The 23138-nt window shown below is 66.7% G+C and carries 27 protein-coding genes; 8 read left to right on the forward strand and 19 right to left on the reverse strand.

All coding sequences use genetic code 11. The annotated features are described in order from the left end of the window. The first annotated feature begins 16 nt into the window (after positions 1 to 16). Positions 17 to 550, forward strand: coding sequence for a DUF5872 domain-containing protein (locus TRAD_RS03450; protein ID WP_013177196.1), 534 nt, complete (start codon positions 17 to 19; stop codon positions 548 to 550). Here TRAD_RS03450 and TRAD_RS03455 read toward each other — a convergent pair. Next, complete coding sequence (locus TRAD_RS03455) at positions 547 to 786, reverse strand: hypothetical protein (RefSeq protein WP_013177197.1); 240 nt, start codon at positions 784 to 786, stop codon at positions 547 to 549. The two genes, TRAD_RS03450 and TRAD_RS03455, sit on opposite strands and share 4 nt — an antisense overlap. Before the next feature lie 4 nt (positions 787 to 790). After that, complete coding sequence (gene recA / locus TRAD_RS03460) at positions 791 to 1870, reverse strand: recombinase RecA (protein WP_013177198.1); 1080 nt, start codon at positions 1868 to 1870, stop codon at positions 791 to 793. 161 nt (positions 1871 to 2031) lie between these two features. Here recA and TRAD_RS03465 point away from each other — a divergent pair, with 161 nt between their 5' ends. After that, on the forward strand, positions 2032 to 3468 hold the full coding sequence (locus tag TRAD_RS03465) for a PAS domain S-box protein (protein ID WP_013177199.1): 1437 nt from the start codon (positions 2032 to 2034) through the stop codon (positions 3466 to 3468). Between the two features lie 325 nt (positions 3469 to 3793). On the opposite strand, the gene TRAD_RS03470 is transcribed toward TRAD_RS03465, so the two are convergent. The 9 genes from TRAD_RS03470 to TRAD_RS03510 form a co-directional block, all read right to left on the reverse strand. Continuing rightward, positions 3794 to 4948 carry a Gfo/Idh/MocA family protein gene (locus tag TRAD_RS03470; protein WP_013177200.1) on the reverse strand — a complete coding sequence of 385 codons (1155 nt, stop codon included), beginning with the start codon at positions 4946 to 4948 and terminating at the stop codon, positions 3794 to 3796. Positions 4949 to 5084: 136 nt separating this feature from the next. Continuing rightward, on the reverse strand, positions 5085 to 6089 hold the full coding sequence (locus TRAD_RS03475) for a sugar phosphate isomerase/epimerase family protein (protein ID WP_013177201.1): 1005 nt from the start codon (positions 6087 to 6089) through the stop codon (positions 5085 to 5087). 148 nt (positions 6090 to 6237) lie between these two features. Beyond that, complete coding sequence (locus TRAD_RS03480; protein WP_013177202.1) at positions 6238 to 7206, reverse strand: substrate-binding domain-containing protein; 969 nt, start codon at positions 7204 to 7206, stop codon at positions 6238 to 6240. A gap of 141 nt (positions 7207 to 7347) precedes the next feature. Then, entirely contained in the window at positions 7348 to 8343 is a 996-nt protein-coding gene (locus TRAD_RS03485) for an ABC transporter permease (RefSeq protein WP_013177203.1), read from the reverse strand. Further along, positions 8340 to 9896 carry a sugar ABC transporter ATP-binding protein gene (locus tag TRAD_RS03490; RefSeq protein ID WP_013177204.1) on the reverse strand — a complete coding sequence of 519 codons (1557 nt, stop codon included), beginning with the start codon at positions 9894 to 9896 and terminating at the stop codon, positions 8340 to 8342. Before TRAD_RS03490 ends, TRAD_RS03485 begins: the two co-directional genes overlap by 4 nt. A gap of 292 nt (positions 9897 to 10188) precedes the next feature. After that, a complete protein-coding gene (locus TRAD_RS03495) occupies positions 10189 to 11304 on the reverse strand; it encodes an RNA-guided endonuclease InsQ/TnpB family protein (protein ID WP_013177205.1) in 1116 nt (371 codons plus the stop codon). After that, on the reverse strand, positions 11305 to 11706 hold the full coding sequence (tnpA, locus tag TRAD_RS03500; protein WP_013177206.1) for an IS200/IS605 family transposase: 402 nt from the start codon (positions 11704 to 11706) through the stop codon (positions 11305 to 11307). Positions 11707 to 11869: 163 nt separating this feature from the next. Next, on the reverse strand, positions 11870 to 12919 hold the full coding sequence (locus TRAD_RS03505) for a Gfo/Idh/MocA family protein (protein WP_013177207.1): 1050 nt from the start codon (positions 12917 to 12919) through the stop codon (positions 11870 to 11872). A 128-nt stretch (positions 12920 to 13047) separates the two neighbouring features. Next, entirely contained in the window at positions 13048 to 13776 is a 729-nt protein-coding gene (locus tag TRAD_RS03510; RefSeq protein ID WP_013177208.1) for a ThuA domain-containing protein, read from the reverse strand. A 572-nt stretch (positions 13777 to 14348) separates the two neighbouring features. On the opposite strand from TRAD_RS03510, the gene TRAD_RS03515 reads away from it, so the two are divergent. Continuing rightward, positions 14349 to 14855, forward strand: a complete 507-nt coding sequence (locus TRAD_RS03515) for a hypothetical protein (protein ID WP_013177209.1) — start codon at positions 14349 to 14351, stop codon at positions 14853 to 14855. A gap of 25 nt (positions 14856 to 14880) precedes the next feature. Here TRAD_RS03515 and TRAD_RS15580 read toward each other — a convergent pair. The 3 genes from TRAD_RS15580 to TRAD_RS03525 form a co-directional block, all read right to left on the reverse strand. Then, positions 14881 to 15740 (reverse strand): IS5 family transposase gene (locus TRAD_RS15580; RefSeq protein ID WP_148221177.1). Its coding sequence is split into 2 segments (ribosomal slippage): positions 14881 to 15386 and positions 15386 to 15740, totalling 861 coding nucleotides; the frame shifts between segments, so codons are not numbered across the junction. A gap of 181 nt (positions 15741 to 15921) precedes the next feature. Continuing rightward, positions 15922 to 16101, reverse strand: coding sequence for a DUF1328 family protein (locus TRAD_RS03520; RefSeq protein ID WP_013177211.1), 180 nt, complete (start codon positions 16099 to 16101; stop codon positions 15922 to 15924). Positions 16102 to 16219: 118 nt separating this feature from the next. Continuing rightward, entirely contained in the window at positions 16220 to 17746 is a 1527-nt protein-coding gene (locus tag TRAD_RS03525; protein ID WP_013177212.1) for an FAD-dependent oxidoreductase, read from the reverse strand. 248 nt (positions 17747 to 17994) lie between these two features. Here TRAD_RS03525 and TRAD_RS03530 point away from each other — a divergent pair, with 248 nt between their 5' ends. After that, complete coding sequence (locus tag TRAD_RS03530; RefSeq protein WP_013177213.1) at positions 17995 to 18930, forward strand: acetamidase/formamidase family protein; 936 nt, start codon at positions 17995 to 17997, stop codon at positions 18928 to 18930. Positions 18931 to 19057: 127 nt separating this feature from the next. Then, a complete protein-coding gene (gene rbsK / locus TRAD_RS03535; RefSeq protein WP_013177214.1) occupies positions 19058 to 19957 on the forward strand; it encodes a ribokinase in 900 nt (299 codons plus the stop codon). A 9-nt stretch (positions 19958 to 19966) separates the two neighbouring features. Here rbsK and TRAD_RS03540 read toward each other — a convergent pair whose 3' ends face one another. The 5 genes from TRAD_RS03540 to TRAD_RS03555 are packed head-to-tail and all read right to left on the reverse strand — an operon-like array spanning position 19967 to position 21645. Next, entirely contained in the window at positions 19967 to 20260 is a 294-nt protein-coding gene (locus tag TRAD_RS03540; protein ID WP_013177215.1) for a PspC domain-containing protein, read from the reverse strand. Positions 20261 to 20277: 17 nt separating this feature from the next. Then, positions 20278 to 20628, reverse strand: a complete 351-nt coding sequence (locus TRAD_RS03545; RefSeq protein ID WP_013177216.1) for a DUF309 domain-containing protein — start codon at positions 20626 to 20628, stop codon at positions 20278 to 20280. Between the two features lie 4 nt (positions 20629 to 20632). Beyond that, on the reverse strand, positions 20633 to 21028 hold the full coding sequence (locus TRAD_RS03550) for a metallopeptidase family protein (RefSeq protein WP_013177217.1): 396 nt from the start codon (positions 21026 to 21028) through the stop codon (positions 20633 to 20635). Between the two features lie 48 nt (positions 21029 to 21076). After that, entirely contained in the window at positions 21077 to 21418 is a 342-nt protein-coding gene (locus TRAD_RS16775; protein WP_013177218.1) for a DUF5615 family PIN-like protein, read from the reverse strand. Continuing rightward, entirely contained in the window at positions 21415 to 21645 is a 231-nt protein-coding gene (locus tag TRAD_RS03555; RefSeq protein WP_013177219.1) for a DUF433 domain-containing protein, read from the reverse strand. The genes TRAD_RS16775 and TRAD_RS03555 overlap by 4 nt, the downstream gene beginning before the upstream one ends. Before the next feature lie 339 nt (positions 21646 to 21984). Here TRAD_RS03555 and TRAD_RS16705 point away from each other — a divergent pair, with 339 nt between their 5' ends. The 3 genes from TRAD_RS16705 to TRAD_RS03570 all read left to right on the forward strand — a co-directional run bounded on the left by TRAD_RS16705 (position 21985) and on the right by TRAD_RS03570 (position 23050). Next, the gene (locus TRAD_RS16705; RefSeq protein WP_013177220.1) at positions 21985 to 22362 is read left to right on the forward strand and encodes a prepilin-type N-terminal cleavage/methylation domain-containing protein; all 378 of its coding nucleotides are present in this window, start codon (positions 21985 to 21987) and stop codon (positions 22360 to 22362) included. 95 nt (positions 22363 to 22457) lie between these two features. Continuing rightward, positions 22458 to 22829 carry a pilin, type IV gene (locus TRAD_RS15040; protein ID WP_013177221.1) on the forward strand — a complete coding sequence of 124 codons (372 nt, stop codon included), beginning with the start codon at positions 22458 to 22460 and terminating at the stop codon, positions 22827 to 22829. Positions 22830 to 22843: 14 nt separating this feature from the next. Next, positions 22844 to 23050 carry a hypothetical protein gene (locus tag TRAD_RS03570; RefSeq protein ID WP_013177222.1) on the forward strand — a complete coding sequence of 69 codons (207 nt, stop codon included), beginning with the start codon at positions 22844 to 22846 and terminating at the stop codon, positions 23048 to 23050. Positions 23051 to 23138 lie beyond the last annotated feature (88 nt).

Genomic DNA, 23138 nt, shown 5'->3' on the forward strand with positions numbered 1-23138 from the left:
GCTGCTAGCGTCGCGTATGGCCTCTACCTCCAAAACGTCCGACGACTACGACGAGCGCTACACCGACCCCGAGCTGCGGCGGCGCCTCAAAGAGGAGCTTCGCGCCTCCGACAAAGGCGGCAAACCCGGCACCTGGTCGGCGCGCAAAAGCCAGCTGCTCGTTCACGAGTACGAAAAGCAGGGTGGCGGTTACAGGGGCGGCAAGGGTGCAGCGGCAAAGTCGCTCGAGCGCTGGACGGACGAGAACTGGACCACGCAAGACGGGGGCGCGACCGCGCGGCAAGAGGGCGGCCCGACCAAGCGCTACTTGCCGCAGCGCGCCTGGGAGCTTCTAAGCGAGGAGGAAAAGCGCGAGGCCGAACGCACGAAAGCGGCGGGCGACCGGCGGGGGGAGCAGTACGTTGCGAACACCCTGGCGGCCAAAGAGGCGAAGCGGAAAGCGGGGGCGGGCCCCTCGAAAAAAGCCCTTTACGAGGAGGCGCGGCGGCGCGGCGTGCGCGGCCGCAGCAAGATGAGTAAAGCCGAGCTCGAGCGCGCCCTAGCGGCTTAGCGCCGGTTTTCGCGCGACAGGAGGGGGACGCGCCGCTCGCGGAGCTGCCCGCACGCGCTCACCTCGAGCTCCCAGACCGCGAGCTCGGGGCGCAGCTCGTAGGCAAACGCCTCGAGCCGCTGCCAGAACTCGCCGTCCCAAGCGTCGCGGTGCGCGATGAGGTGATCCAAAAAGCGTTCGGGTGCCGACCCGCCGAGGGCGTAGGTCAGCACCTCTTTGAGGTCGGCGTCCGTCACGGCGCTACTGCGCGGCGCTCGGCTCCGCGTCCGCGAGGCTGGGCGTCGCCGCCCCCCCCCGGACGGCGGCGACGACGCGTTGGCGCAAGGCGTCGATGAGGTGGGGGTTGTCGAGGAGGTAGCTAGCGGCTTTTTCCTTGCCCTGACCGATGGTAACGCCGTCGTACTTGTAAAAGGAGCCGGACTTTTGGATGAGGTCTAAGTCGGTGGCGATGGTGATGAGGTCGCCGAGCTTGTCGATGCCTTTGCCGAAGAGGATCTCGACCTCGGCTTCTTTAAAGGGCGGGGCCACCTTGTTCTTGGTCACCTTGACCCGCACCTGGTTGCCGACCTTGTCGGCGCCCGACTTGACGTCGCCCTTGCGGCGGACCTCCAAACGGACCGAGGCGTAGAACTTGAGCGCCCGCCCCCCCGGGGTGGTCTCGGGGTTGCCGTACATGACGCCGATCTTTTCGCGGATCTGGTTGATGAAAATGGCGGTGGTGCGGCTTTTGGCGAGCGCGCCGGTGAGCTTGCGCAGGGCTTGGCTCATGAGCCGGGCTTGCAGACCGACGTGGGCGTCGCCCATCTCGCCCTCGATCTCGGCTCTGGGGACCAAAGCGGCGACCGAGTCGACCACCACCACGTCGACCGCGCCGGAGCGGACCAGGAGCTCGGTGATCTCTAGAGCTTGCTCGCCGGTGTCGGGTTGGGAGACGAGGAGTTCGTCGGTGTCGACGCCCAGGGCTTTAGCGTAGGTGGGGTCGAGCGCGTGCTCGGCGTCGACAAAGGCGGCGACGCCGCCGAGGCGCTGGGCTTCGGCGATGACGTGCAAGGAGAGGGTGGTTTTGCCGCCGGACTCGGGGCCGTAGATCTCGATGATGCGGCCTCTGGGGACGCCGCCGACGCCCAGGGCGAGGTCGACGGACATCGAGCCGGTGGGGATAACGCCCTGGTCGAGTAGCGAGCGGTCGTCGCCGAGGCGCATGATGGCGCCCTTGCCGAACTGCTTCTCGATCTGCGACAGCGTGCTCTCCAGGCTCCGCCGCCGTGCGGGGTCGAGGGCGGTGCGCTGAGGGTCGGGTTGCGGGTCTACTTGGGACATAAAGCCTCCTCGATACCGGCCAGTATACCTTAAATTTTGAGGCTCTGGGTCGGATGGCAGACATTCGCGCGTGGCGCCCCTAGGGCGCACTCGGTATGATGGGTGGTCATGAAGAGCGTGGGTGTAAAGAGCACGTTACGGGGCCCTAGGCGGGCGACGCGATGACCGCCGAACCCGCTCAGAGCGACCTCTACGCGGTCGTGGGGGCGCTCCACGACGCGGTATTGGTGTTTTCGGTGGAGGGCGCTCTGGTCTACGCCAACGGTGCGGCGCTCGCGCTGCACGGCGTCAGGGAGCTGAGCGCGCTCGGGGGGGACGCCGAGACCTACGCGCGGCGCTTTCCGGTCTACGTCGGCGGGGCGGAGCAGCCCGCCGCGGCGCACCCCGCGGTCCGCGCGGGGCGCGGCGAGCACCTCTCGGGGGAGACGCTGCAGCTAGGGCGCTCGGGCGAGGAGCCGCAGTGGGTGCTCGAGGCCCGCAGCCTGACCCTCTCCGAGGGGGGCTGCGCGCTCATTTTCAACGACATTACCGACGAGGCCGAGGCGGAAAAGCGCTTCGAGCGCACCTTCGCCGCCAACCCCGCGCCCGCCGTGATCAGCCGCTACCGCGACCTGCGCTTTATCAAGGTCAACCAGGGGTTTTTGGAGATGACGGGGTACCGTCACGACGAGGTCGTCGGCCGTTCGGTCTACGAGCTCGACCTCCTCGCGGGGGTTAAGGACCGCGAGGAGGCGCTTAGGCGCTTTCGCGAACAGAGGACGGTGCCGCAGATGGAGGCGCGGCTGCCGACCAAGGGGGGCGACAAGCTGGTGATCGTCGCGGGGCAACCCTTGGAGGTCATGGGCGAGCCCTGCATGCTCTTCTCGTTTATCGACCTCGAGCGTTGGGAAAAGGCGCAGCTCGAGCTGCGGCACTCCGAAGAGCGCTTCGCCAAAGCCTTCAAGCTCGCGCCGGTCGCGGCGACGCTCAGCGTCGAGGGCGTTTTGGTCGACGTCAACGCCGCTTTCGAGGAGCTCACCGAGTACCACGCCGCCGAGGTGCTCGGCAAACCCCTGCGCGCGCTGCGGCTCTGGGAGGACCCGCCCGAGGGGGCGGGCCGGCAGCTCGAGCGCAAGCTGCGCACGAAGTCGGGTGCGGTGCTCGACACGTTGGTCTTCGCCGAAGCGATCACCCTAGAGGGCAAACCGGGGCTGCTGAGCATGTTCCACGACATCACCCTGCGCAAACAGACCGAAGCGGAGCTTCTGGCCGCCATCGACGCGGTGATGCAAGACGCCACCTGGTTCGGCCGTTCGGTGGTCGAGCGGCTGTTGCGGGCGCGCCGCGGGGCGACGGCGGAGGCGCCCGGGGCGACGCTCGGCGACCTGACGGCGCGCGAGCGGCAGGTGCTCGAGCTCATCGCCGAGGGGCAGAAAAACGAGGAGATCGCGCTCGCCCTTGGGTTGTCCAAAAACACCGTGCGTAACTACGTCGCCAACCTCTACGCCAAGATCGGCGTGCAGGGCCGCGCGGAGGCGGTGATCTGGGCGCGCGAGCGCGGGGTGATCGGGACCACCAAAGCGCCCCTGATCGTGCTGCCCAACACGCTCTCGCGGTAGAGGCGTCCGCGCGGCGGGGGGCGTCTGACGCGCTTTTACTGCGCTTTTACTGTGATGTGCGCTGGCACCTGAGCGACGGGGTCAACGCCGAGGGGAGCGCGTGGCAACAAGGATGGGGTGGCAGAGAGGGATGAGCAGACCGCCCCCCAGGAATGAAGGCCAGGTCGTCTGACGACCACGCTCTCACGGCAACGGACGTCCGCCGCACGCCCTTCCCGAGACGACCCCCGTGGTGGCTCCCCTAGGGCTACCGCGCGGCGCCCACCACGCCCCCATACCCCGCCGCGGTGGCAGCCTACCTACGCCGAACCCGCACGCTCCCCCGTCAAGGTTTCGTCCACCGTGCGGGCGTCCACTTCGCGTCGCTGCGGGCGCTCTCGACCGTCTTCTCGATGAAGTGCACCCCGCGGGCGCCGTCGTAGACGGTCGGGAAGTCGAGCGCGCCGTTAGCGGGCGCCTGCCCGGTCTGGCGCGCGCGCATCGCCGCCGCCGCACCCCGGTAGACGTTGGCGAACGCCTCCACAAAGGCTTCGGGGTGCCCCGCTGGGAGGCGCGCGGCGCGCTGAGCCCCTTCCGAAAGGTAGGGGTTGCCGGGTCGGCGCACCTGCATGGGTTCGCCGTTCGGTTTGACAAACAGCGCCATCGGCGTCTCCTGGTGCCACTCGAGCCCCCCCTTCTCCCCGTAGACCCGCAACCGGAGCCCGTTCTCCTCCCCCGCCGAGATCTGCGAGGCGATCAACACCCCCTTGGCCCCCCCCTCGAAGCGCAGCAGGAGGTTGCCGTCGTCGTCTAGGCGCCGGCCGGGGACGAAGGTCGTGAGGTCGGCGCAGATATGGGTGAGTTCAAGCCCCGTGACGTAGTGCACGAGCTGCTCGGCGTGCGAACCGATGTCGCCGATCGCGCCCGCGACCCCGCTCCGAGCCGGGTCGGTGCGCCAGTCGGCCTGTTTGTTAGAAACCTCCGACGCGAGCCAACCCTGGTTGTACTCGACGATCACCTTGCGCACCGCCCCGAGCGCTCCAGACTGCACGAGGTGCCGCGCCTCTTTGACCATCGGGTAGCCCGAGTAGTTGTAGGTCACGGCGAAGACGACGCCGGTTCGCTCGACGACCTCGATGAGCCGATCTGCCTGCTCGCTCGTGTGCACCAACGGCTTGTCGCAGACCACGTGAAAGCCCGCTTCGGCAAAAGCGTGCGCGACCGGGAAGTGCATGTGGTTGGGGGTGACGATGGTGACGAAGTCGATGCGCTCGTCTTCGGGGAGCGCGAGCTCGCCCTCTAACATCGCCTCCCAGCTGCCGTAGGCGCGGCGCTCGGTGAGGCCCAGCTCGAGCCCCGAGGCCTTGGCTTTTTCCGGCGTCGAGGAGAGCGCGCCGGCGACGAAGTCGATCTGCCCGTCTAGAGCGGCCGCCATCCGGTGCACCGCCCCGATAAAGGCGTCCTTGCCGCCGCCGACCATCCCCATCTTGAGTTTTTTCACAACACGTCCTCCGTCTCTTGCGCGTCGCGCAGCTCAGCGTTGAAGCGGGTCGCGAGGACGCACCCGCTGCCCGGCAGCGCCTCCCACCCCCGGGGTGCGCGACGACGATCCTCCCAGTAAGGCGCGCGCACCCGTCTTACGCGTCGCGCCCGAAAGCCGCGTCGAAGGCGCCCGCCGCCGGGGCGAAGTCGAGCTTTTTCACAAACGCCGCCGACTCGGTCGCGCCGTGGACGCGGTCCATACGCGAGTCCTCCCACTCGACGCTCAAGGGGCCCGCGTAGCCCACGTCGTTAAGCGCCACGATCACGCCCTCGAAGTCGATGTCGCCGCGCCCGACGCTGCGAAAGTCCCAGTAGCGGCGCCGGTCGCCGAAGTCGGTGTGGCCGCCGAAGACGCCCACCTCACCGGTGCCGCGACCCCACCAGGCGTCTTTCATGTGGGCGTGAAAGATGCGCTCGCCGAAGGCGTAGATAAACCTGACGTAGTCTACCCCCTGGTAGCCCAGATGCGAGGGGTCGTAGTTGAAGCCGAAGCGCGGGTGCCGTCCGACCGCCTCCAAAGCCCGCTCGGCCGAGGCGAGGTCGAAGGCGATCTCGGTGGGGTGAACCTCGAGCCCGAAATTCACCCCGACCTCGTCGAAGACGTCCAAGATAGGGCCCCAGCGCTCGGCGAAGTCGTCGAAGCCGCGCTGCCAGTAGGCTTGGGTGGTCGGCGGAAAGGCGTAGAGCGCGCCCCAGATGGGCGAACCCGTAAAGCCGTTGACGACCCCGACGCCCAGCTTGGCGGCGGCGCGGGCGGTGGCTTTCATCTCCTCGGCGGCGCGCCGACGCACCCCCTCGGGGTCGCCGTCGCCCCAGACGTGCGGCGGCACGATGGCCCTGTGGCGCTCGTCGATGGGGTCGCAGACCGCTTGGCCGACGAGGTGGTTGCTGATGGCGTAGCACGTGAGGCCGTGCTCAGCCAAGAGGTCGTGGCGGCCCTGGCAGTACGCCTCGTCCTCGAGGGCCCGCTGCACGTCGAAGTGGTCGCCCCAACAGGCGAGCTCGAGGCCGTCGTAGCCCATCCGTGCAGCTAAGGGGGCGAGTTCGGCGAGCGGCAGGTCGGCCCATTGACCGGTAAAGAGCGTAACGGGTCGTGGCATAAAACCTCCTTAGTCCCCCAAAAGCAGCGCCGCGAGCGGTAACTGCGGGCATCACGTCGGAACGTGGGTGCGGGGCGGTGCCGTGCGCGTGATGCTACCCGCAAAGAGAGGGCGACCGTTTGGGGCCGCCCTCACCTTAACGCACGCGCTAAAACGGCGAGTCGGGGAAGTAGAACTGCTCGGCGTTCTCCTGGGTGACGAGCTCAGAGGTCAGCAGGTACTCGCCGACGATGGGGACGCCGCCGCCGACGTAATTGAGAGCGGTCACCTCCATCGCCGTGGCGATCATCGACGGGGGATAGGTGACGTTGACGGGGACGAGCTCGTCACCCTCCATCACGCGCTGGATGACCTCCTTTTTACCCGCGCCGCCCACGATAAACTTGATCTGCTCGGCGCGCCCGGCTTGCTCTACGGCGGCGAGCACCCCCTCTAACATGTCGTCGTCAGAGGCCCAGACGGCGTCGATGTCGGGGAAGCGGGTTAAAAAGTCCTGCATCACCTCGAAGGCGGTGTCGCGGTTCCAGTTGCCGTGCCGAGCGTCGAGGACGTTGATCCCCGAGCCCTCCAGGGCCGCGTTAAAGGCGTCGACGCGCTGGGTGTCGATGACCACCGGCAGGCCGCGCAGGATGACGATGTTGTCGCCCGGCTCCAGGTTCTCGACGAAGTACTCCCCGGCGACGCGCCCGAACGCCTCGTTGTCCCCCGCGACGTAGAGGTCTTGAATGCTGGGATCGGCGAGCCCGCGGTCGACGACCGTGATAAAGACCCCCTGCTCTTTCACTTGGGCGACCGGTTGGGTGAGCGGGTCGGACTCAAACGGGAGCACCACGAGCGCGTCGATCTGGTGGATGGCCAAAAGGTCCTGCAGGTCGTTGGCCTGTTCGCTGGGGTCGGCGGCGGTGTTGATGACGAAGGTGAGGTTGGGGTAGGTCTCCTGCAGGCGCCGAGCGGCCTGCTCGGCCCAGTAGTTGACGCCGCCCGTCCAACCGTGGGTGGCGGCGGGGATGGAGACGCCGATGGTGACGCGTTCCGGTTCGTCCTGCGCGCCCGCTAAAGGCAGTGCGAGGAGCAAACCGAGGAGGGCGAGGCGGCGCTTGTGCGTGGCGTGTTTCATAGCATACACCTTTCGTGCCTCGAGGCAGGGGTAGGGAGCGGATAAACGGCGTCCGGCGTGCTGAGACGTGGCGCACTTACCATTTACATGGTGCACCCCCGCAGAGCGCGCGGCGCTAACAGCTCGGGGCACCGGCGAGCGCTAGCGCTCATCGCCTCGGCTCCGCTGCAGCAGCACCGCCGCGATGATGATGAGGCCCTGCACGGCGCCGTTGAGGTACTCGCTGATAAAGCCGGTCAAGTTGAGGACGTTGCCGATGGTCGAGAGCATCACCGCACCGACCACCGTGCCCCAGACGTGCCCCGAGCCGCCGCGCAGCGCCGTGCCGCCGATGATCACCGCGGCGATCGCCTCGAGCTCCCACAGCACCCCCGTGCTCGCCGAGGCGGAGCCGAGGCGCGGCACGTAGATAATGGTCGCGACCGACACGCAGAGCCCTTGGAGCACGTAGGTCAACGTCTGCACGCGGTCGACGTCGATGGCCGAGTAGCGCGCGACCCGCTCGTTCGAGCCGATGGCGTAGCAGTAGCGCCCGAAGCGGGTGCGGTGCAAGAGGACGCTGCCCAAAACGGCCACGGCGGCAAACACCAACACGGGGTAGGGGACACCCAAGAGCGACCCCGTGTAGACCGGGCCGTACACCCCGCGCACGCCGAAGTCGAGTGACAGCGTGCCGCCGTCGGCCAGGTAGGTCACGAGCGAGCGAAAGATCCCCAGCGTTCCCAAGGTGACGATAAAGGCGGCGATCTTGCCCCGCGTGATAATCAGCCCGTTGAGGAGGCCCGCGAAAAGGCCCAAGAGCAGCGAGACCCCGATCCCCAAAAGCACCGTCACGACCCCCGCGCCAAAGGTCGCGACGGCGCTATTCATGGCGATGATCATGACCCCCGCGATAAAGGCCGCCATCGAACCGACCGAGAGGTCGAGCCCGCCGGAGATGATGACGAAGGTCGCGCCGACCGCGATGATCCCGATAAAAGCGCTTCGGGTAAGGACGTTAAAGAGGTTTGTGGGCGACAAGAACACGGGGTTGATGAGCGCCCCCGCGACAAAGAGCGCCACGAGACCGATAAGGGGTCCCAAGGCGCGGAGGTCGAAGCGGGGGGCGCGCGGCGCGGCGCGGAGGGGTGCACTCATGCGGCTCGTCCTTTCGGGGAGGGTCGGTCTCGCGGCGCCGCGTCGGGGGGTGCCGCGTCGGGGGCGCGCTTCAGGCCGGTGGCGTAGCGGACGATCTCGTTTTCGTTCACCGCTTCCCCAGCGAGGGTGCCCGTCACGACGCCCGAACGCATCACCACGACGCGGTGCGCGAGGCCGACGAGCTCGGGCAGCTCGGACGAGATGAGGATGCACGAGCGCCCCTCTTGCAGCAGCTGCTGGATGAAAAAGTAGATCTGCCGCTTTGTCCCGATGTCGATCCCCCGCGTCGGTTCGTCGAGGATCAAGATCTCCGGGTCGGTCTCCATGACCTTGGCCAACACGAGCTTCTGCTGGTTGCCGCCGGAGAGCGCGCCCGCTTTAACAAAGAGGCTCGGGGCGCGGATGTCAAAGGTGCGCACGGCCCTCGTAAGCGCCTCTTGCTCGCGTCTGGGGTCGAGCAAGGGGTGGGCGTAACGCTTAAGCGACAAGAGCGTCAGGTTGGGGCGCAGCGGCAGTTCGGTCAGGAGCCCCTTGCCCTTGCGGTCCTCGCTGACGTAAGCGACGCGCGCCGCGACGGCGTCGCGCAGGCTGCGGATGCGTAGCGGGCGGCCGTTGCGCGTCAGGGTGCCCGTCATCGGCCTCAGCCCCAAGATGCCCTCGAAGAGCTCCGTGCGCCCCGCCCCGACGAGGCCCGCAAAGCCGAGCACCTCGCCGCGCCGGAGCTCGAACGTCACCCCGCGCGCCCACCCCGGAACCGAGACGTCTTTGGCGGCGAAGACGACCTCGGCGCGCGCCGGCGGGCGCTTCGGGGGGTACATGTCGGACAGCTCGCGCCCGACCATGAGGCTGGCCATCTCGTCTTGGGTGAGCGCTGCGGCGGGGGCCGTGGTGACGAGCTTGCCGTCGCGCAACACCGAGACGCGGTCGGCGATCTCGGCGACCTCGGCGAGCTTATGCGTGATGTAGACGACCGTAACGCCCTGGGCTTTAAGGCGGCGGATCAGCCGGAAGAGCACCGCCGTCTCCTTGCCGGTCAGCACGTCGGTGGGTTCGTCCATCAGCAGCACGCGCACGTCGCGCGAGACCGCTTTGGCGATCTCGACCATCTGTTTTTGCGAGACGCTCAGCGCCCCGACGCGCGCGCGCGGGTCGACGGGGGTCTTTAGCTCGGCCAAGAGTTCAGCGGCCCGCGCGCGCATCTCGCGCCGCTGCAAAAAGGGCCCGCGGTGCTTTTCAACCCCTAAAAAGATGTTCGCCTCGACCGTGAGGTCGTCGGCGAGGTTGATCTCCTGGTGGATGAGCACCACGCCGCGCGCCTCGGCGTCGCGGGGGCGCCGAAACCGCACCTCGGCGCCGCCCAAACGGATCGTCCCCGCCGTTGGGCTGAGGTAACCCGACAAGAGCTTCATGAGGGTGCTTTTGCCCGCGCCGTTCTCGCCCACGACGGCGTGCACCTCCCCCGGCAGCAGCTCGAGCGAGACCCCGTCGAGGACGCGGACGCTGCCGAAGTCGCGGGTGAGGTGCTGGGCGCTGAGAGCGGGCGGGGGGCTCATCGGGCGCGCCTCCCGCGCCGCTCACCCCGCAGTAGGCACCACGAGTTAGGATGCCGTTGGCTGGGGCACCTTATCGGCGTCCGTAAGGGAGGGTACGGGGAAGACGCCACCATGGCTTACCGCCTCTTTCGCAAACGCCCCCTAGCAGCGCGCTGGCCACTTAGGGACAAAACGTGTAGGCTGTCATGACGCAAACCTATGATGTAACGCTACCTTACCGCGCGGGTGCGGGGGCGGTGTGCTTTGTTTGAGCGAACTGTGACATGCTCCCCAGACTAAAGTCAAGAGCTTCTCAGGCAACGTATGCGTTGACCGCTGCGTTGGCGCCTGATGGGAATGTCCTCCCCAAGATGACCCGTGCCGCCGCTACGTCTCGCTGCAACTCACACCCGCACTCGCACGAGTGCCAGCGTTCAGAGAGCAGCTTCTTGGCAACGCGCCCACAGTCGGGGCAGGTCTGCGAAGTGTATTTCGGGTCAACGGCAACCACTCGCTTCTCAGCTTCTTCCGCTTTAGAGGCGAGTATTGCCAGGAACGTTGACCATCCGGCGTCATATACCGACTTGGCTAGGCGAGTTCGCCCTAACCCTTTGACGTTCAGCGCTTCGTGTGCGATTGAGTCGTGCTTGCGCACGAGTTTGCGCGCCGTCTTGTGGTGGAAGTCTAGGCGCTGCCTCTTGACTTTGCGGTGCAGCTTGGCAACGCGCTCACGCTGTTTCGCGCGGCGATTGCCCCGATTGCCCCCCCGCTTCTTCCTCGCAAGGCTGCGCTGTGCCCTTCTCAGCTTCTTCTGCGCCTTGCGGAAGTAGCGGGGCGCGTCTACAAACTCACCATCTGAGGTGATGAGGAAGTGGTTTAGCCCAAGGTCTATACCGACTTCGGAGCCCGTAGGCCCCTGCGGCCTAGTCTCGACTTCGCAGACGATGACCGCGTACCACTCATCTACCTCGCGCTTGACCGTGAGTGTCTTAACCGCTCCCTCCAAAGGGCGGTGCAGCTTAACTCGGACGTTACCGATCTTGGGGAGGTACACATGACCGCCGATGGTGCCCTTGTACTGCGGATAGCAAAAGGAGTCGAAGCGACGCGCCGACTTAAAGCGCGGGTACCCGGGTTTTTCGCCTCGCTTAACCCGACGAAAGAACGCTGCAAACGCCTTGTCCAGGCGGCGCAAGGTGTCTTGCAGCACTTGGCTGTGAACGTCCTTGTACTCGGGGCGCCCTTCCTTGACCTCTGGCAGCGACACGGCCTGGGCGTGATAGCTGACCGTGACGCCACGCTTCCGGTAGGCGGTACGGCGCTCCTCAAGGGCGGCGTTGTAGAGTTCGCAGCACCGCGCCAACGTCCAATCCATGCGCTCGGCTTGCGCCTGAGTCGGATAGAGGCGGTATTTAAAGGCTTTGAGCATCTAGTCTACCTGCTTAGACTTCTGCGCCGCGATGTAGCGCCCGATGATATCAGCGGAGACGGACCCGGCAGAGCCGACGTAGAACGCGCTCGTCCACAAATGCCCACGGGCGCGGAGTTCGGGGTAGTCCATGAGCAGCCAGCGGGCCGACGCGCCTTTAAGGATCTTGGCGATGTCGGAAGGCGACCACTTCGGCGGGGCGGAAAGGAAGACATGGGCGTGGTCAGGCATGATTTCCAGACCGTGAATGACCCAATCGCGTTCTTTGCAGATGTGCTCGAAAAGCTCTTCAAGTCGCTGCGCCACCGGACCCTTGAGCACGCTACGGCGGTACTTCGGCACGAATACCAGGTGGTAATTAAGGTTGTGACGCGAGTGCCGCGTAGCACGCTCCAAAGTCATGTGTATATGTAGCGCGAACTAGCCAGCAGTGTCGTCGACTCGTTCGCTGCGCTCACCTGAGGGATCCTTGTATTCCCGGGTTAAGGGACCGGGATGCAAAAGCCCCTCGGACTATCCACCACTGTAAATCCCCCCTCGACCTGTCAAACCGAGGGGGGCGGGTTTAGGCCAGCGAAGGGGCGGTGAGCGTCACGGGTTGGCGCGAGCGCGCGCTCTCATAGGCGGCCAAGACCAGCCGCACCGCTTCAAGCCCGTCTTGGCCGGTGCAGACCACCTCGCGCTCGCCCCGAACGGCCGCCACGAAGTCCACCAGAGCCGCCGAGTGCGCGTCGAGGCCACCGAAGGTCGTGTGCGAGATGTCGGGTTCGTGCCACGCCGAACCCTGCGAGGCGCGGAAGCGGTGCGTCAGCACCCCCGTGCGGTTCGAGTACTCGAGCGCGCCCTCTGTGCCGTAGATCCAAAAGGCGTTCTCCCAACCGGTCGCCGTCCAGGCGTTTTCGACGCTGCCCAGCGCGCCCGAGGCGAAGGTGAGCGTCACCACCGAGGTGTCCTCGACCTCGATGGCAAAGCCGAGCGTGGCGGTGTTTGCGTAGAGCTCCCGCACGTCGCCGCCGAAGTAGCGCGCCAAGTCCATCATGTGGCAGCCGTTATCCAAGAGCGTCCCGCCCCCGGCGTTGGCGAGCTTGCCGAACGAGTCGCGCACGCTCTTGGCGCCCCCCCAGTCGTGCGCTTGGCGCAGCCGCATAAAGGTGAGGCGGCCGAGCGCGCCGGCTTCGATCAGCTCTTTGGCGCGGTGCGCCGCCGGGTCGCTGCGCAAGTGGTGGCCGATCTGCAGCACGACCCCCGCTTCGCGGCACACGCGGATCATCTCCTCGGCGTGGCCCAGCGAGAGCGAGATGGGTTTCTCGCAGAGCACGTGTTTGCCCGCGCGTGCGGCCGCGAGCGTGACGGGGTGGTGCAGGGCGTTGGGCAAGCAGACCGACACGGCCTCGATGTCGGGGTCGGCGAGGAGCTCCTCGTAGGTGCCGTAACCCCGCGGGATGTGCCACTCCTGCTGCCGCCGCGCGAGCGCCACGGGGTCGGCGTCGGCGATGGCGACGATGTTAGCGCCCGCGGCGGTGTAGCCCTGGTAGTGAAAGATCGAAACGCCCCCCGCGCCGATGATGCCGACTTTGAGGGGGGAGGCTGCAGGGGGGCGGTGGCTTTGGGTCATGGGGGCTCCTGGGAGGGGGGTGAAAGGTGAGCGATGAGTGATGAGCAACGAGCAATGAGCAACGAGCAATGAGTACTGAGTGATGCGTACTGACTACTGGCTACTGGCTACTGACTACTGACTACTGGCTACTGGCTACTGCTCTTGACCGGCTCGAGCGGTTCGGCGCGGTTGCCGAACTGCGTCTTCACGCGCCCCGTCGGGGCGGCCCAGTGCGCGGCGTTGACGAGAACGCGCTGCACCTCGCTCTGGTGGTAGATGGGGAAGGTTTCGTGACCGGGGCGGAAGTAAAACACCTTACCCTGGCCGCGGTAGAAGCACGCGCCGCTGCGGAAGACCTCGCCGCCCTGAAACCAGCTGATAAAGACCAGCTCGTCGGGCGCGGGGATGTCGAAGGGCTCGCCGTACATCTCGGCTTTGGGCACCACGAAGGTGTTGTCTAACCCCTGCGCAATGGGGTGGTGCGGCGCCACGACCCAGAGGCGTTCGCGCTCGCCGATCTCGCGCCACGACAGGTCGCACGAGGTGCCCATGAGGCGCTTGAAGGGTTTTGAAAAGTGCCCCGAGTGCAGCACCACGAGCCCCATCCCCTCCAGAACGCGCCGCTGCACCCGTTCGGCGACCTCGTCGCTGACCTCGTCGTGGGCGATATGCCCCCACCAAAAGAGCACGTCGGTGGTCTCCAAAACGTCCCCGCCGAGGCCGTGCTCCGCCTCGTCTAAGGTCGCGGTGCGCACCTTGAAACCCGCCCCCCGAAGAAACGCGGCGATGGCGCCGTGAATCCCCTCGGGGTAGATCTCGGCGACCTTGGGGTTTTTCCGCTCGTGCCTGTATTCGTTCCAGACGGTTACGCGCACGTCGTCTCCTTTGGGGCGTTGCCGCTAGGCGTCGTCGGTAAGGCGCGCAGGACGAGCCCCTGGTCAAAACTCTTGACCGACCGTTTGCAGATGGCGCGTCCTTTTCCCTCCCAACGCGCGACCGCTCCCTGCAGCACCCTCGATCGGCTACGCAGACCTTACCCCAACTTGGCGGCGGGCTCAAGGTGCCGCGGGCTCGAGGCGTGCTTTTGCAGTGCTCCCTCGTTAAGATTAAGGAAGGATGAACGTTTTAAGCACATCCGTGAGGGCGCGGGCGTTAAGGTGAGGTGTAGGGGTTCGCGCTGCCCAGCGTTTAACTCCGTAGCCGCACGGCGCACCTTCTCTAGGGGAGGCCACCGCTAAAAGGTCGCTGCCGTGCGGTTTTGTTTGGCCGCCGACCGCCGGCGCAGGGGCGGTTTCATCCCTTTTCAGCTTCCCTTAAGCCCGGTGGCGTAGGGTAGTGGGGGTGTGGATCCTACCGCGTGGGTTGCGCCGCTAGAACGCGCGTTGGTGGCACCCGCAGGTGGCGCAGCGCCTCGCCAAGGGCGACTAGGCCAGCTTCTGGAGGAGATGTGAAGAACGCTTTACGGACTGCTTTGGTGCTGCTCGCGCTCGTGACGCCGGTCGGGTTCGCGCAGCGGTTTTATTTGGGTGCTGTCGCTGGGACGCCGCTCTCGACGCAGATGGAGACCGTGACCGACAGCTTCGAGCTCGGCGCGCAGCTCGGCGTAAACGCCACGCCTTCGTTCGGCGTGCGCGCCGCGGTCGAGGGTAACCTCCCGCGCGGTGAGGTCCGTCTGGGTAGCCTCGCCGCCCTCTTCCGCTTCTACTTGCCGCTAAGCGCCAACGCGCTCTACCTCGGGGGCGGCGCCGACGCCTTTTTGAGCGGCGTACCGGGGTCGCTCGCCGAGCTGCGCACCGCGCCGCTCGGCGCGCACGCCGTAGCCGGTGCGGAGTTCCGCTTCGGTCGTTTTGGCGTCTTTGCCGAGGCGCTCCCCGGTTACGTTCTGGGGCGCGACCCCTCAAACCCGAGCGCCTACTACGTGCGCGCGCGCGGCGGGGTCAACCTGCACTTTTAGGCTCAGCTAGGGTCTGTCTGACTGATTAGAGCCAGAGGATAATGGAGGCGACAAGCACGCCCGCGAGGTAGTTCCGACCCCGCTTGTCATAGCGGGTTGCTACAGCACGAAAGTCTTTAAGTCGGTTGATGCAGCGCTCAATGACGTTGCGCCCCTTGTACGCCTTGGTATCAAAAGCAGGTGGACGCCCACCTTTGGAGCCCTTGGCGAGCCGGTGCTTTTTGGCGTCTTCTCGCTCAGGGCTGATACAGCGAATGTTCCGTCGCCTCAACCCTTGGCGCTGCTTCTTAAAGCTGTAAGCCCGGTCCAAGCGGAGCTGTGAGGGGCGCTTTCGGGGTCGCCCTCTACCTAAACGTGGTACGTGTATCTCGTCGAGCACCCGCTCCAACCAAGCGGCATCGTTGCGTTGCCCGGCGGTCACGACAAGGGACAGGGGGCGAACCTTCCCATCAGCACAGACATGAACTTTGCTGGTATGCCCGCCACGCGAGTGGCCTAACCACTCATCTGTCAAGCCCCCCTTTTTTCGCCCTCGGCGGGCCGCTTTCTCGCACCTGCAGCGCTCCGGTGGGCTTTGATGTGACTGCTGTCCAAGGCCGCTCCGTCCCAGTCAATATCGCCTGTGGCGTCGGCATGCGCTTGAAGGGCTTGTAGGATGCGCTGCCAGTCACCGCTACGTTCCCACCTCGTGAACCGGTCCCAGCAGGTTTGCCAGGCTCCGTAGCGCTCAGGAACATCTCGCCAAGGTGCTCCAGTCTTGAGCCGCCACAAAATGCCGTTGATAACTCGGCGATGGTCAACGTAGGCGTGGCCGCGTTGGGGATTCGCAGGTAAATGCGCTTTTAACGCTCGCCACTGTTTCTCGCTTAAGTCCGTCCGTGCCATGCCTTTACCCTAAAACATCAGTCAGCCCTTCTGTCAGACAGACCCTAGCAGACGTCGCCCGGTAGCGCAGCGCTTAGCGGGCGGCTAGACCGGTGGGCACAACGACATCAGCAACACGGGAGAGACGCTTTTGGGTGTCTCTCCCAACGTTTAGGGCGTAGCGACCTCGGCGCTAGCCTCCCTAAAAGGCTAGGTTGACGCCCAAAAGCAGCATCACGAACAAGATCACGGCGATGATTAGAAACAGCCCGAAGACGATGCGCGCGACCGCCGCAGCGCCCGCCGCCACCCCCGAAAACCCGAGGGCGCCGGCGATCACGGCGACGACGAGCGCGATGATCGCGATTTCAAGTAGGCCCATTGTTGTCCTCCCTTAAAGGCAGGGTAGGGGGTAACCAAGGGGACAAACTGTAAGGCGCAACGAAATGCGTATTACATTTCGCGCTTCGCCAAAGTGCGCGCGCCGCCGGTAGCGCGGCTCACTTGGGCTCGAGCCCCCTATGCGCGGGGCCGTTGATCACCCGCCCGTAGGCGTCGAAGCGCGAGCCGTGGCAGGGGCAGTCCCACGTCCGCTCCGCGCTGTTCCAGGCCACCACGCAGCCTAGGTGCGGGCAGATGGCGCTGCGCTCATGCAGCACCCCCGCTTCGTCGCGGTAGACCGCCCGCTTGGCCGGGCCGAAGCCGACCACCGCCCCCTCTCCCGGCCCGAGCGCCGCCGCGTCCCCCCTGGCGGGGGTCGCGAGGTCGAGAAACTGCGCCGCGACGTTGAGGTTCTCCTTGAGAAACGCGCCGCCCGCCTTGAGGGGTTTTCGCGCGGGGTCGTAAAGGGTCGCCCACGGGTTGTCCCGACCCAAGATGAGGTCGCGCAGCAGCACGCCCGCCAGCGAGCCGTGGGTCATCCCCATCCCCGAGTCGCCGGTCACCAGGTAGACGTTCTCCTCACCGGGGCTGCGCCCGATAAAGGCGAGGCCGTCTAGGGTCTCGTAAACCTGCCCCGACCAGCGGTAGCGGACCCGGCCGAGCTTGGGGAAGCGCTCGCGCGCCCACGCCTCGAGCCGCCCGTAGCGCGCCGGGGCGTCGTCCGCCTGACCGGTCTTGTGGTCCTCGCCGCCGACCAAGAGGAGCTCGGTGGCCTCGTCCAAGCTCTGGAGCCGCACGTAGTGGTAGGGGTCTTCGGTGTCCCAGTAGAGCGCCCGCTGGACGCTCCCGCGCGGCACCTCGGCGGCGATCACGAAGCTCAGGTAGGGCGCCTGTTTGGTGTGCGTGGCGACGCGGTCGTGAATGGGCGCGTTGGTCGCCACGACGACGGCCCCCGCCGTTACCGTGAGGCCGCTGTGGGTGCGGACTTTTGCCGGTGCGCCGCCCTCGACCGTTTGGACCGCCGTCTCGGTATAGAGCTCCCCGCCGCGCGCCCCAAAGGCGTGCGCGAGCCCCCTAAGGTAGCGCATCGGGTCGAACTGCGCTTGGTTGGGAAAGTGCAGGCAGGGCAGCGTGTCAAAGCCCTCCAGGGGCGCCTTGTCCACCCACGCCACCTCGCGCAGCCCCGCGCGGCGCGCCGCCTCTAGCTCCTCGCTAAGCACGCGCCGCGACGCGCCGGGGGGGACGAAGAGGTAGCCGCTCACGCGCTCGAAGTCGCAGGCGATCCCCTCCTCCTGGCTGATGCGCTCGATGAGGTCAATAGCGGCCGTGTGGCTCTGTGCGACCGCCCTGGCGCCAGCTTCGCCGTAGAGCCGGATGACCTCGCTGTAGCGGTCGTCGAAGGCGTTAGCGAGCTGCGCGGTGGTGCGCCCCGTGTTGCCGCCGCCGACCGGCCCCTGGTCGAGCACGGCGACCCGCCTCCCTTCGCGGGCGAGCAGGTAGGCCGTCGTCAGTCCGGCGAGACCCGCGCCGACGACGCAGACGTCGACGGTGAGGTCCCGCGTCAAAGGGGCGGTGAAGAAGGGGCGAACGGTCTCGTCCCAGCTCGGGCGGCTGGCGCCGGTGTGGGCGGTGTCGGGGTGGGTCATGGGGGCTCCTGGGAGGGGTAAGCAATGAGTAATGAGCAACGAGCAATGAGTACTGAGTACTGAGTGCTGACTATTGAACTACTGGCCGTGAGGCTGCACCCAGCATAGGACGCGCGTGCGCCCGCTAGGGTGCGCTTCGCTAAAGTCTCGAGGCTCGGGTGCGGCGTGAGGCCCTGGCGCGTGGCCACCCGCCCCCGTGCGCCAGGGCCTTGCCGCAAACCCGTGACGCAACCCCGTAAACTGTAAAGATGTCCAACCTCCACGCTCACACCCTCCACGCCCACCAGAGCCACACCGGTTGGGACAACAGCCTCCCGCCCGTCGCCGAGGTGAACCCCGGCGACACGCTGACCCTCGAGACCCTCGACGCCTCCGGGGGGCAGCTGCGCGCGGACTCGAGCGTCCGCGACGTGCTCACCCTCGACTTTGGCCGCGTCAATCCGGTCACCGGCCCCGTGCGCGTGCTGGGCGCTGAGCCGGGGGACGCGCTGGCGGTCAAGCTGCTCGAGTTTCGTCCGAGCGGTTGGGGGTGGACCGCCAACATCCCGGGTTTCGGCCTCCTGGCCGAGGACTTCCCCGACGCGCACCTGAAGACCTGGCGTTTCGAGGGGGAGACGGCCGCCTTCGCCGACGGCATCACGGTGCCCCTCAAAGCCTTCCCGGGGACCATCGGGGTCGCGCCCGCCGAGCCGGGGCAGCACAGCGTGGTGCCGCCGCGCGCGTGCGGCGGCAACCTCGACATTCGCGACCTGGCTGCCGGCACGACCCTCTACCTGCCCGTCCAGGTCGACGGGGCGCTCTTCTCGCTTGGCGACACCCACGCCGCCCAGGGCGACGGCGAGGTGTGCGGCACCGCCATCGAGTCGCCGATGGCCGTCACCGTGCGCTTCGACCTCGTCAAGGGCGCGAACCTAAGAGCGCCCCAGTTCGAGACGCCAGCGCCCGTGACGCGCCACCTCGACGACAAGGGATACTTCGTCACCACGGGCGTCGGTCCGGACCTCATGCAGGCGGCCAAGGACGCCGTGCGGGCGATGATCGACTACCTGGGCAAAACCTACGGCCTCAGCCCGGAGGACGCCTACCTCTTGTGCAGCGTCGCGTGCGACCTGCGCATCAGCGAGATCGTCGATCAGCCCAACTGGGTGGTGTCTTTTTACCTGCCGCGCAAGCTGTTCTCCTAGCCTGCGCCCTCCATGGGCGTAGCCTCGCGGCCGGTAAAGAGCAGTGGCCAGTAGTCAGTAGCAGCACTCAGTACTCAGCACTCGTTGCTCATTGCTCGTCACTCCCCCTCCCCCTGAAGGAGCCCTCATGATCGTCGTCGTCGGCAGCCTCAACATGGACCTCGTCGTTCGCGTTCCGCGCGCCCCGCGCCCCGGTGAGACGCTCCTGGGGTCGGGGTACGAGACGCACCCCGGCGGCAAGGGGGCGAACCAGGCGGTCGCGGCGGCCCGCTTCGGCGCCCCCGTGCGGATGGTCGGGCGCGTGGGGCGCGACGCTTACGGCGACCCGCTCGCGCACCGCCTCGCGGCCGAGGGCATCGACCTGGGTTTTTTGGAGCAGACGGACGACAAGACGGGGGTCGCTTTTATCACCGTGGACGAGGCGGGGCAGAACAGCATCATCGTGGCGCCGGGGGCGAACGCGGCGCTGCGGCCCGAGGACCTCACCGAAAGGGTGTTCGAGGGCGCCGAGGTTGTCCTCGTCCAGCTCGAGATCCCTCTAAAGACCGCCCTGCGCGCCGCTGCGCTAGGCCGTGCGGCGGGGGCGCGCGTCCTTCTGAACCTCGCGCCCGCGCAGGCGCTGAGCGCGGCGCAGCTCGGCGACGTCGACCTGCTCTTGGTCAACGAGCACGAAGCGGCGACGCTGCTCGGCGCGCCCGAGGTGCTCGGGGACTTGGGGGCGGCCCTAGCGGGGCTCCGGCGCTTTGTCCCGGCGGTCGTGCTGACGCTCGGGGGGCGCGGCGCAGCTTGGGCGGGGCCGGAAGGGAGCGGGCTCGAGCCCGCGCACAGGGTTCGCGTCGTCGACACCACGGCGGCGGGGGACGCCTTCGCGGGGGCGCTCGCCGCCGAGCTGGCGCGGGGGGCGACTTTGGAGGCGGCGGTGCGCTACGCGGGGGCGGCGGGGGCGCTCGCGGTGAGCCGTTCGGGGGCGCAGCCCTCGCTGCCGACGCGCGAGGAGGCCGAGCGGCTGCTGCGGGGCGCGGGCTGACCCGCTACGCTACGAGGCGTCGGGCAGCATGAGCCACAAAAGCGCGTAGACGACGCCCAACACGCCCCCCGTGGCGAGCACCAACACGGCCACCATAAGGCGCAGGTCGCGCGCGTCGGTCCCGACGTACTCGGCGATACCGCCGATCACCCCGCCGACTTTGCGGTCTCGCCTCGAGCGCCGCAGCGGTACGGTGGTGCCGGGCCGCCGCGCGCGGCGTTCGTCGTGCGGCAGGGCGTCGTAGGGGTTGCCAGGCCGAGGGGGGGTGGGGCGCTCGTTGGGGTCGTGGGCCGGTTGGGTCATAGCGTTCCTCTCTCAAGCTAGCGTGTGGCCTCCGCCGGTTCGGCGAGCAGCGTGAGCGGCAGCTGCGGCGCGAGCCGCGCGTCTTGCAGGGCGGCGTGCACCTGGGCTTCGAGCGCCCGCACGGCGACGCCGCGGTAGTGGTCGGGCAGCAGCGCGAGGTGCGCGAGCGCTTTGGCGTAGTTGCGGCGCCCCCCGCGCGCGTTGCCCATCGCCCGCGCCTTATGGAGCGCGGCGGCGAGCAAGATCGCGCCCGCGTACAGGCTCCGGTCGCGCCCCTGCGCCGCCCCCCACGGCCCCTCCCACGCCTCGTGCGCCTCCCAGTAGGCGCCCGCGTTGAAGTGCCGCGCCCCCGCCTCCCAACCGCTCACCGCTTCAGGCGTCCCGCCGGAAAAGCCGCCGGAAGCCCTCGTCGCGCCGCCTGTCCTCCTCGATGAGGCTGGCGTCGCCCGCCAAGGACTCGACGTGGTGGCGCAGCTCGTGGGTGAGCGTCTCCCACAGCTCCGCCTCCCAATCGAAGTCGGGGTCGTCTTCGGCGAGGCGCGCGAACGAGCCGTAGTAGAGCGCGACGTGCCGCCCGAGCCCCTCGCCCGCGCCCAGAAAGTCGTCCGGCCCTGGGTCGAGGTACTCGCCCAGGCGGTAGACCTCGTCAAAGCCCTCCTCGAGCCGCGCGTCGGGGAGCGCGTGCACCCCCTGGAGCCCCCGCAAAAACTCCTGCGGAATCTCGTCGACCATCTCCGCGAGCGTCCGCTGAAACGCCTCAAAGGTCATAGACCAGTCTACCGGAGCCGGTGGTAGGAGGTGGTAGCTGAAACGAGCTCAAGCGCCTCTAGAGAGGCTTAAAAAAGATCCTTCGGTAGCACGACAAAAAGCCTTGATGGTTTCTTCGTGCTGTCTTAAGAGGCGCTCGACATCGCTCGTAGAGCAGTTTCCCAAACGTACCCAAACCACTTTCGGTGGGTGTCCTAGCAGAAAGCTGCGCTGGTGAAAGTCCGCGTCTTTGGACACGATAGTAAAACCGTGCTGCTTGGCATACTCCCATACAGCCGTGTCGTCCGCGTCCTTAAGCCCTACATCTCGCACGTGTACGGCGTCTCGAAAGAGGTCTTCAAGGGAATGGATCAAGCGGTAAGAGAGATTTTGGTCGAGCAGCAGTTTCACGCCGCGGGAGGTACCGTGACAAGGCGCCGTTCACGCTCAGCCGCAAAAGCGATGCACGCTTTTAGATCCTCTTTGGTGAGGTCGGGGAAATCCTGTAGGATCTCCTCTTCCGTCATGTCGGAAGCGAGATAGTCGAGTACTTCGTAGACGGTGATGCGGAGCCCCCGAACGCAAGGCTTACCACCACGCTTGTTCGGATCTATGGTGATGTAGTCTCGGTAGTCCATGCTTACCAGCTTAGGGTCGTGCCCGATCGGTGTGCAAGCGAAGGACGTCTCGAGGCCCCTGCCGAACCCCTAGAGGGTAGTGAAAGACTCCCTTATGAGAAGCTTTTAACGGTCCTCCGCACCGAAGACGGTTACAGTATCGCCCCCAAAGCGGCCACATATGCCGTCTGCGTGAGCTTTTTGACATCTCCTGCCCAAGTGCCGCGGATGAGCGAAAAGTAATAATCCTGTGACAGTTCACCCCGTATCTTCATCCCAGCGAACGAGGTTCGCAGCAATGCCAGCGAGCAACCGGCCATCATCCATCCCGTATCCGGAAGCTCAAGAAGGGGTACAGCTATGCGCAACGCCAAAGGTCGCCAAGCCAACCAAGGTTTCACCCTTATCGAACTGCTGATCGTCATCGCCATTATCGGCATTCTCGCGGCGGTCCTCATTCCAAACCTCCTGCAGGCGCGCAACCGCGCGAACGATACCGCAGCCCAAGCCTACATCCGTAACTGCTACACGGCGGTCGAAAGCCAGCGCGACCCAGTGACGCAAGCGCTTCCAACCGCGGCGACCTGTGACGCGCTCGAGCCTGGAGTTCCCACGCCTGCTGCGGTCACGGGACCGGGAACGATTACGGCTGACGGCAACGGTGGGTTCAGCGTCGCGGCGACGAGCGTCACGAACACCAACTTCACCTTCGACGGCGCCACGATGACCTCGAACTAGGCTGGCAGTTGACGTCTGGAGAAGCCGAGCCCAGTCGCTCGGCTTTTTCCTTGCACTTTCTCTCGAGGTTTGGCTCTCGAGGTTTGGAGGTGACCGTGACGGTCTTCCGTACAGGCGGGTATAGCCTTATCGACGCGCTTATGGTGGTTTTTATCGTCGGTTTGCTGACCGCCATCCTCACGCCAAACCTACGGCGCGCTGTCGCGACTGCCAACGACGCGGCCACGAAAGCCTACATCCATCACGTCATCAAGGGCGTCGAGGCAGAGCGAGATATCGCCACGATGACCCTGCCCGCGGCAAAGACGTGCGCCGCGCTCGCCCACCTGCGCGCCGATCCTTTAAGCGTGGCGAGCTGCGTCTACGACCCGGACGTCGCTAACGAGACCTATACGATCAGCGCTACGAGCGTCACGGGCAAGCGCTTTTACTACAATGGCGCTGAGGTCGTGCAGCTCGAGCCGTAGCCCATAGGAGCGCTATGAAGACAACCCTGCGCGTCCTTTCCCTCGCCGCGCTCGTGCTCGGCACCTTTTGGGGCACCTACGCGCTCGCCAACGGTTTTCGGGCGCCAGACAGCGATCCCTGGTACTTCGTGCCGCAGGCGGCGGGCTTTTATCTGTTCGGCGCGACCGGTTGGGCCGTTTTGGGGGCGCTCGCGCGGTTGTTGCGGGGCTCGAGGCGTTAGGGGGTAAGAGCATGGTCTTTGCCCCCCCGCGCCCCACCCCCAAGGGTGAGCGCCACCCCGCACCGGGCGAACGCTAAAAAGCCCCACC

It is taken from the genome of Truepera radiovictrix DSM 17093, assembly GCF_000092425.1.
Classification (GTDB): Bacteria; Deinococcota; Deinococci; order Deinococcales; family Trueperaceae; genus Truepera; species Truepera radiovictrix.

Bases quoted from the DNA above. Each gene is read 5' to 3' on its own strand.
- TRAD_RS03450 (WP_013177196.1), top strand. From the start codon at position 17: ATGGCCTCTACCTCCAAAACGTCCGACGACTACGACGAGCGCTACACC.
- recA (WP_013177198.1), bottom strand. From the start codon at position 1,870: ATGTCCCAAGTAGACCCGCAACCCGACCCTCAGCGCACCGCCCTCGAC.
- TRAD_RS03465 (WP_013177199.1), top strand. From the start codon at position 2,032: ATGACCGCCGAACCCGCTCAGAGCGACCTCTACGCGGTCGTGGGGGCG.
- TRAD_RS03475 (WP_013177201.1), bottom strand. From the start codon at position 6,089: ATGCCACGACCCGTTACGCTCTTTACCGGTCAATGGGCCGACCTGCCG.
- TRAD_RS03480 (WP_013177202.1), bottom strand. From the start codon at position 7,206: ATGAAACACGCCACGCACAAGCGCCGCCTCGCCCTCCTCGGTTTGCTC.
- TRAD_RS03485 (WP_013177203.1), bottom strand. From the start codon at position 8,343: ATGAGTGCACCCCTCCGCGCCGCGCCGCGCGCCCCCCGCTTCGACCTC.
- TRAD_RS03490 (WP_013177204.1), bottom strand. From the start codon at position 9,896: ATGAGCCCCCCGCCCGCTCTCAGCGCCCAGCACCTCACCCGCGACTTC.
- TRAD_RS03495 (WP_013177205.1), bottom strand. From the start codon at position 11,304: ATGCTCAAAGCCTTTAAATACCGCCTCTATCCGACTCAGGCGCAAGCC.
- tnpA (WP_013177206.1), bottom strand. From the start codon at position 11,706: ATGACTTTGGAGCGTGCTACGCGGCACTCGCGTCACAACCTTAATTAC.
- TRAD_RS03505 (WP_013177207.1), bottom strand. From the start codon at position 12,919: ATGACCCAAAGCCACCGCCCCCCTGCAGCCTCCCCCCTCAAAGTCGGC.
- TRAD_RS03520 (WP_013177211.1), bottom strand. From the start codon at position 16,101: ATGGGCCTACTTGAAATCGCGATCATCGCGCTCGTCGTCGCCGTGATC.
- TRAD_RS03525 (WP_013177212.1), bottom strand. From the start codon at position 17,746: ATGACCCACCCCGACACCGCCCACACCGGCGCCAGCCGCCCGAGCTGG.
- TRAD_RS03530 (WP_013177213.1), top strand. From the start codon at position 17,995: ATGTCCAACCTCCACGCTCACACCCTCCACGCCCACCAGAGCCACACC.
- rbsK (WP_013177214.1), top strand. From the start codon at position 19,058: ATGATCGTCGTCGTCGGCAGCCTCAACATGGACCTCGTCGTTCGCGTT.
- TRAD_RS03540 (WP_013177215.1), bottom strand. From the start codon at position 20,260: ATGACCCAACCGGCCCACGACCCCAACGAGCGCCCCACCCCCCCTCGG.
- TRAD_RS03550 (WP_013177217.1), bottom strand. From the start codon at position 21,028: ATGACCTTTGAGGCGTTTCAGCGGACGCTCGCGGAGATGGTCGACGAG.
- TRAD_RS03555 (WP_013177219.1), bottom strand. From the start codon at position 21,645: ATGGACTACCGAGACTACATCACCATAGATCCGAACAAGCGTGGTGGT.
- TRAD_RS16705 (WP_013177220.1), top strand. From the start codon at position 21,985: ATGCGCAACGCCAAAGGTCGCCAAGCCAACCAAGGTTTCACCCTTATC.
- TRAD_RS03570 (WP_013177222.1), top strand. From the start codon at position 22,844: ATGAAGACAACCCTGCGCGTCCTTTCCCTCGCCGCGCTCGTGCTCGGC.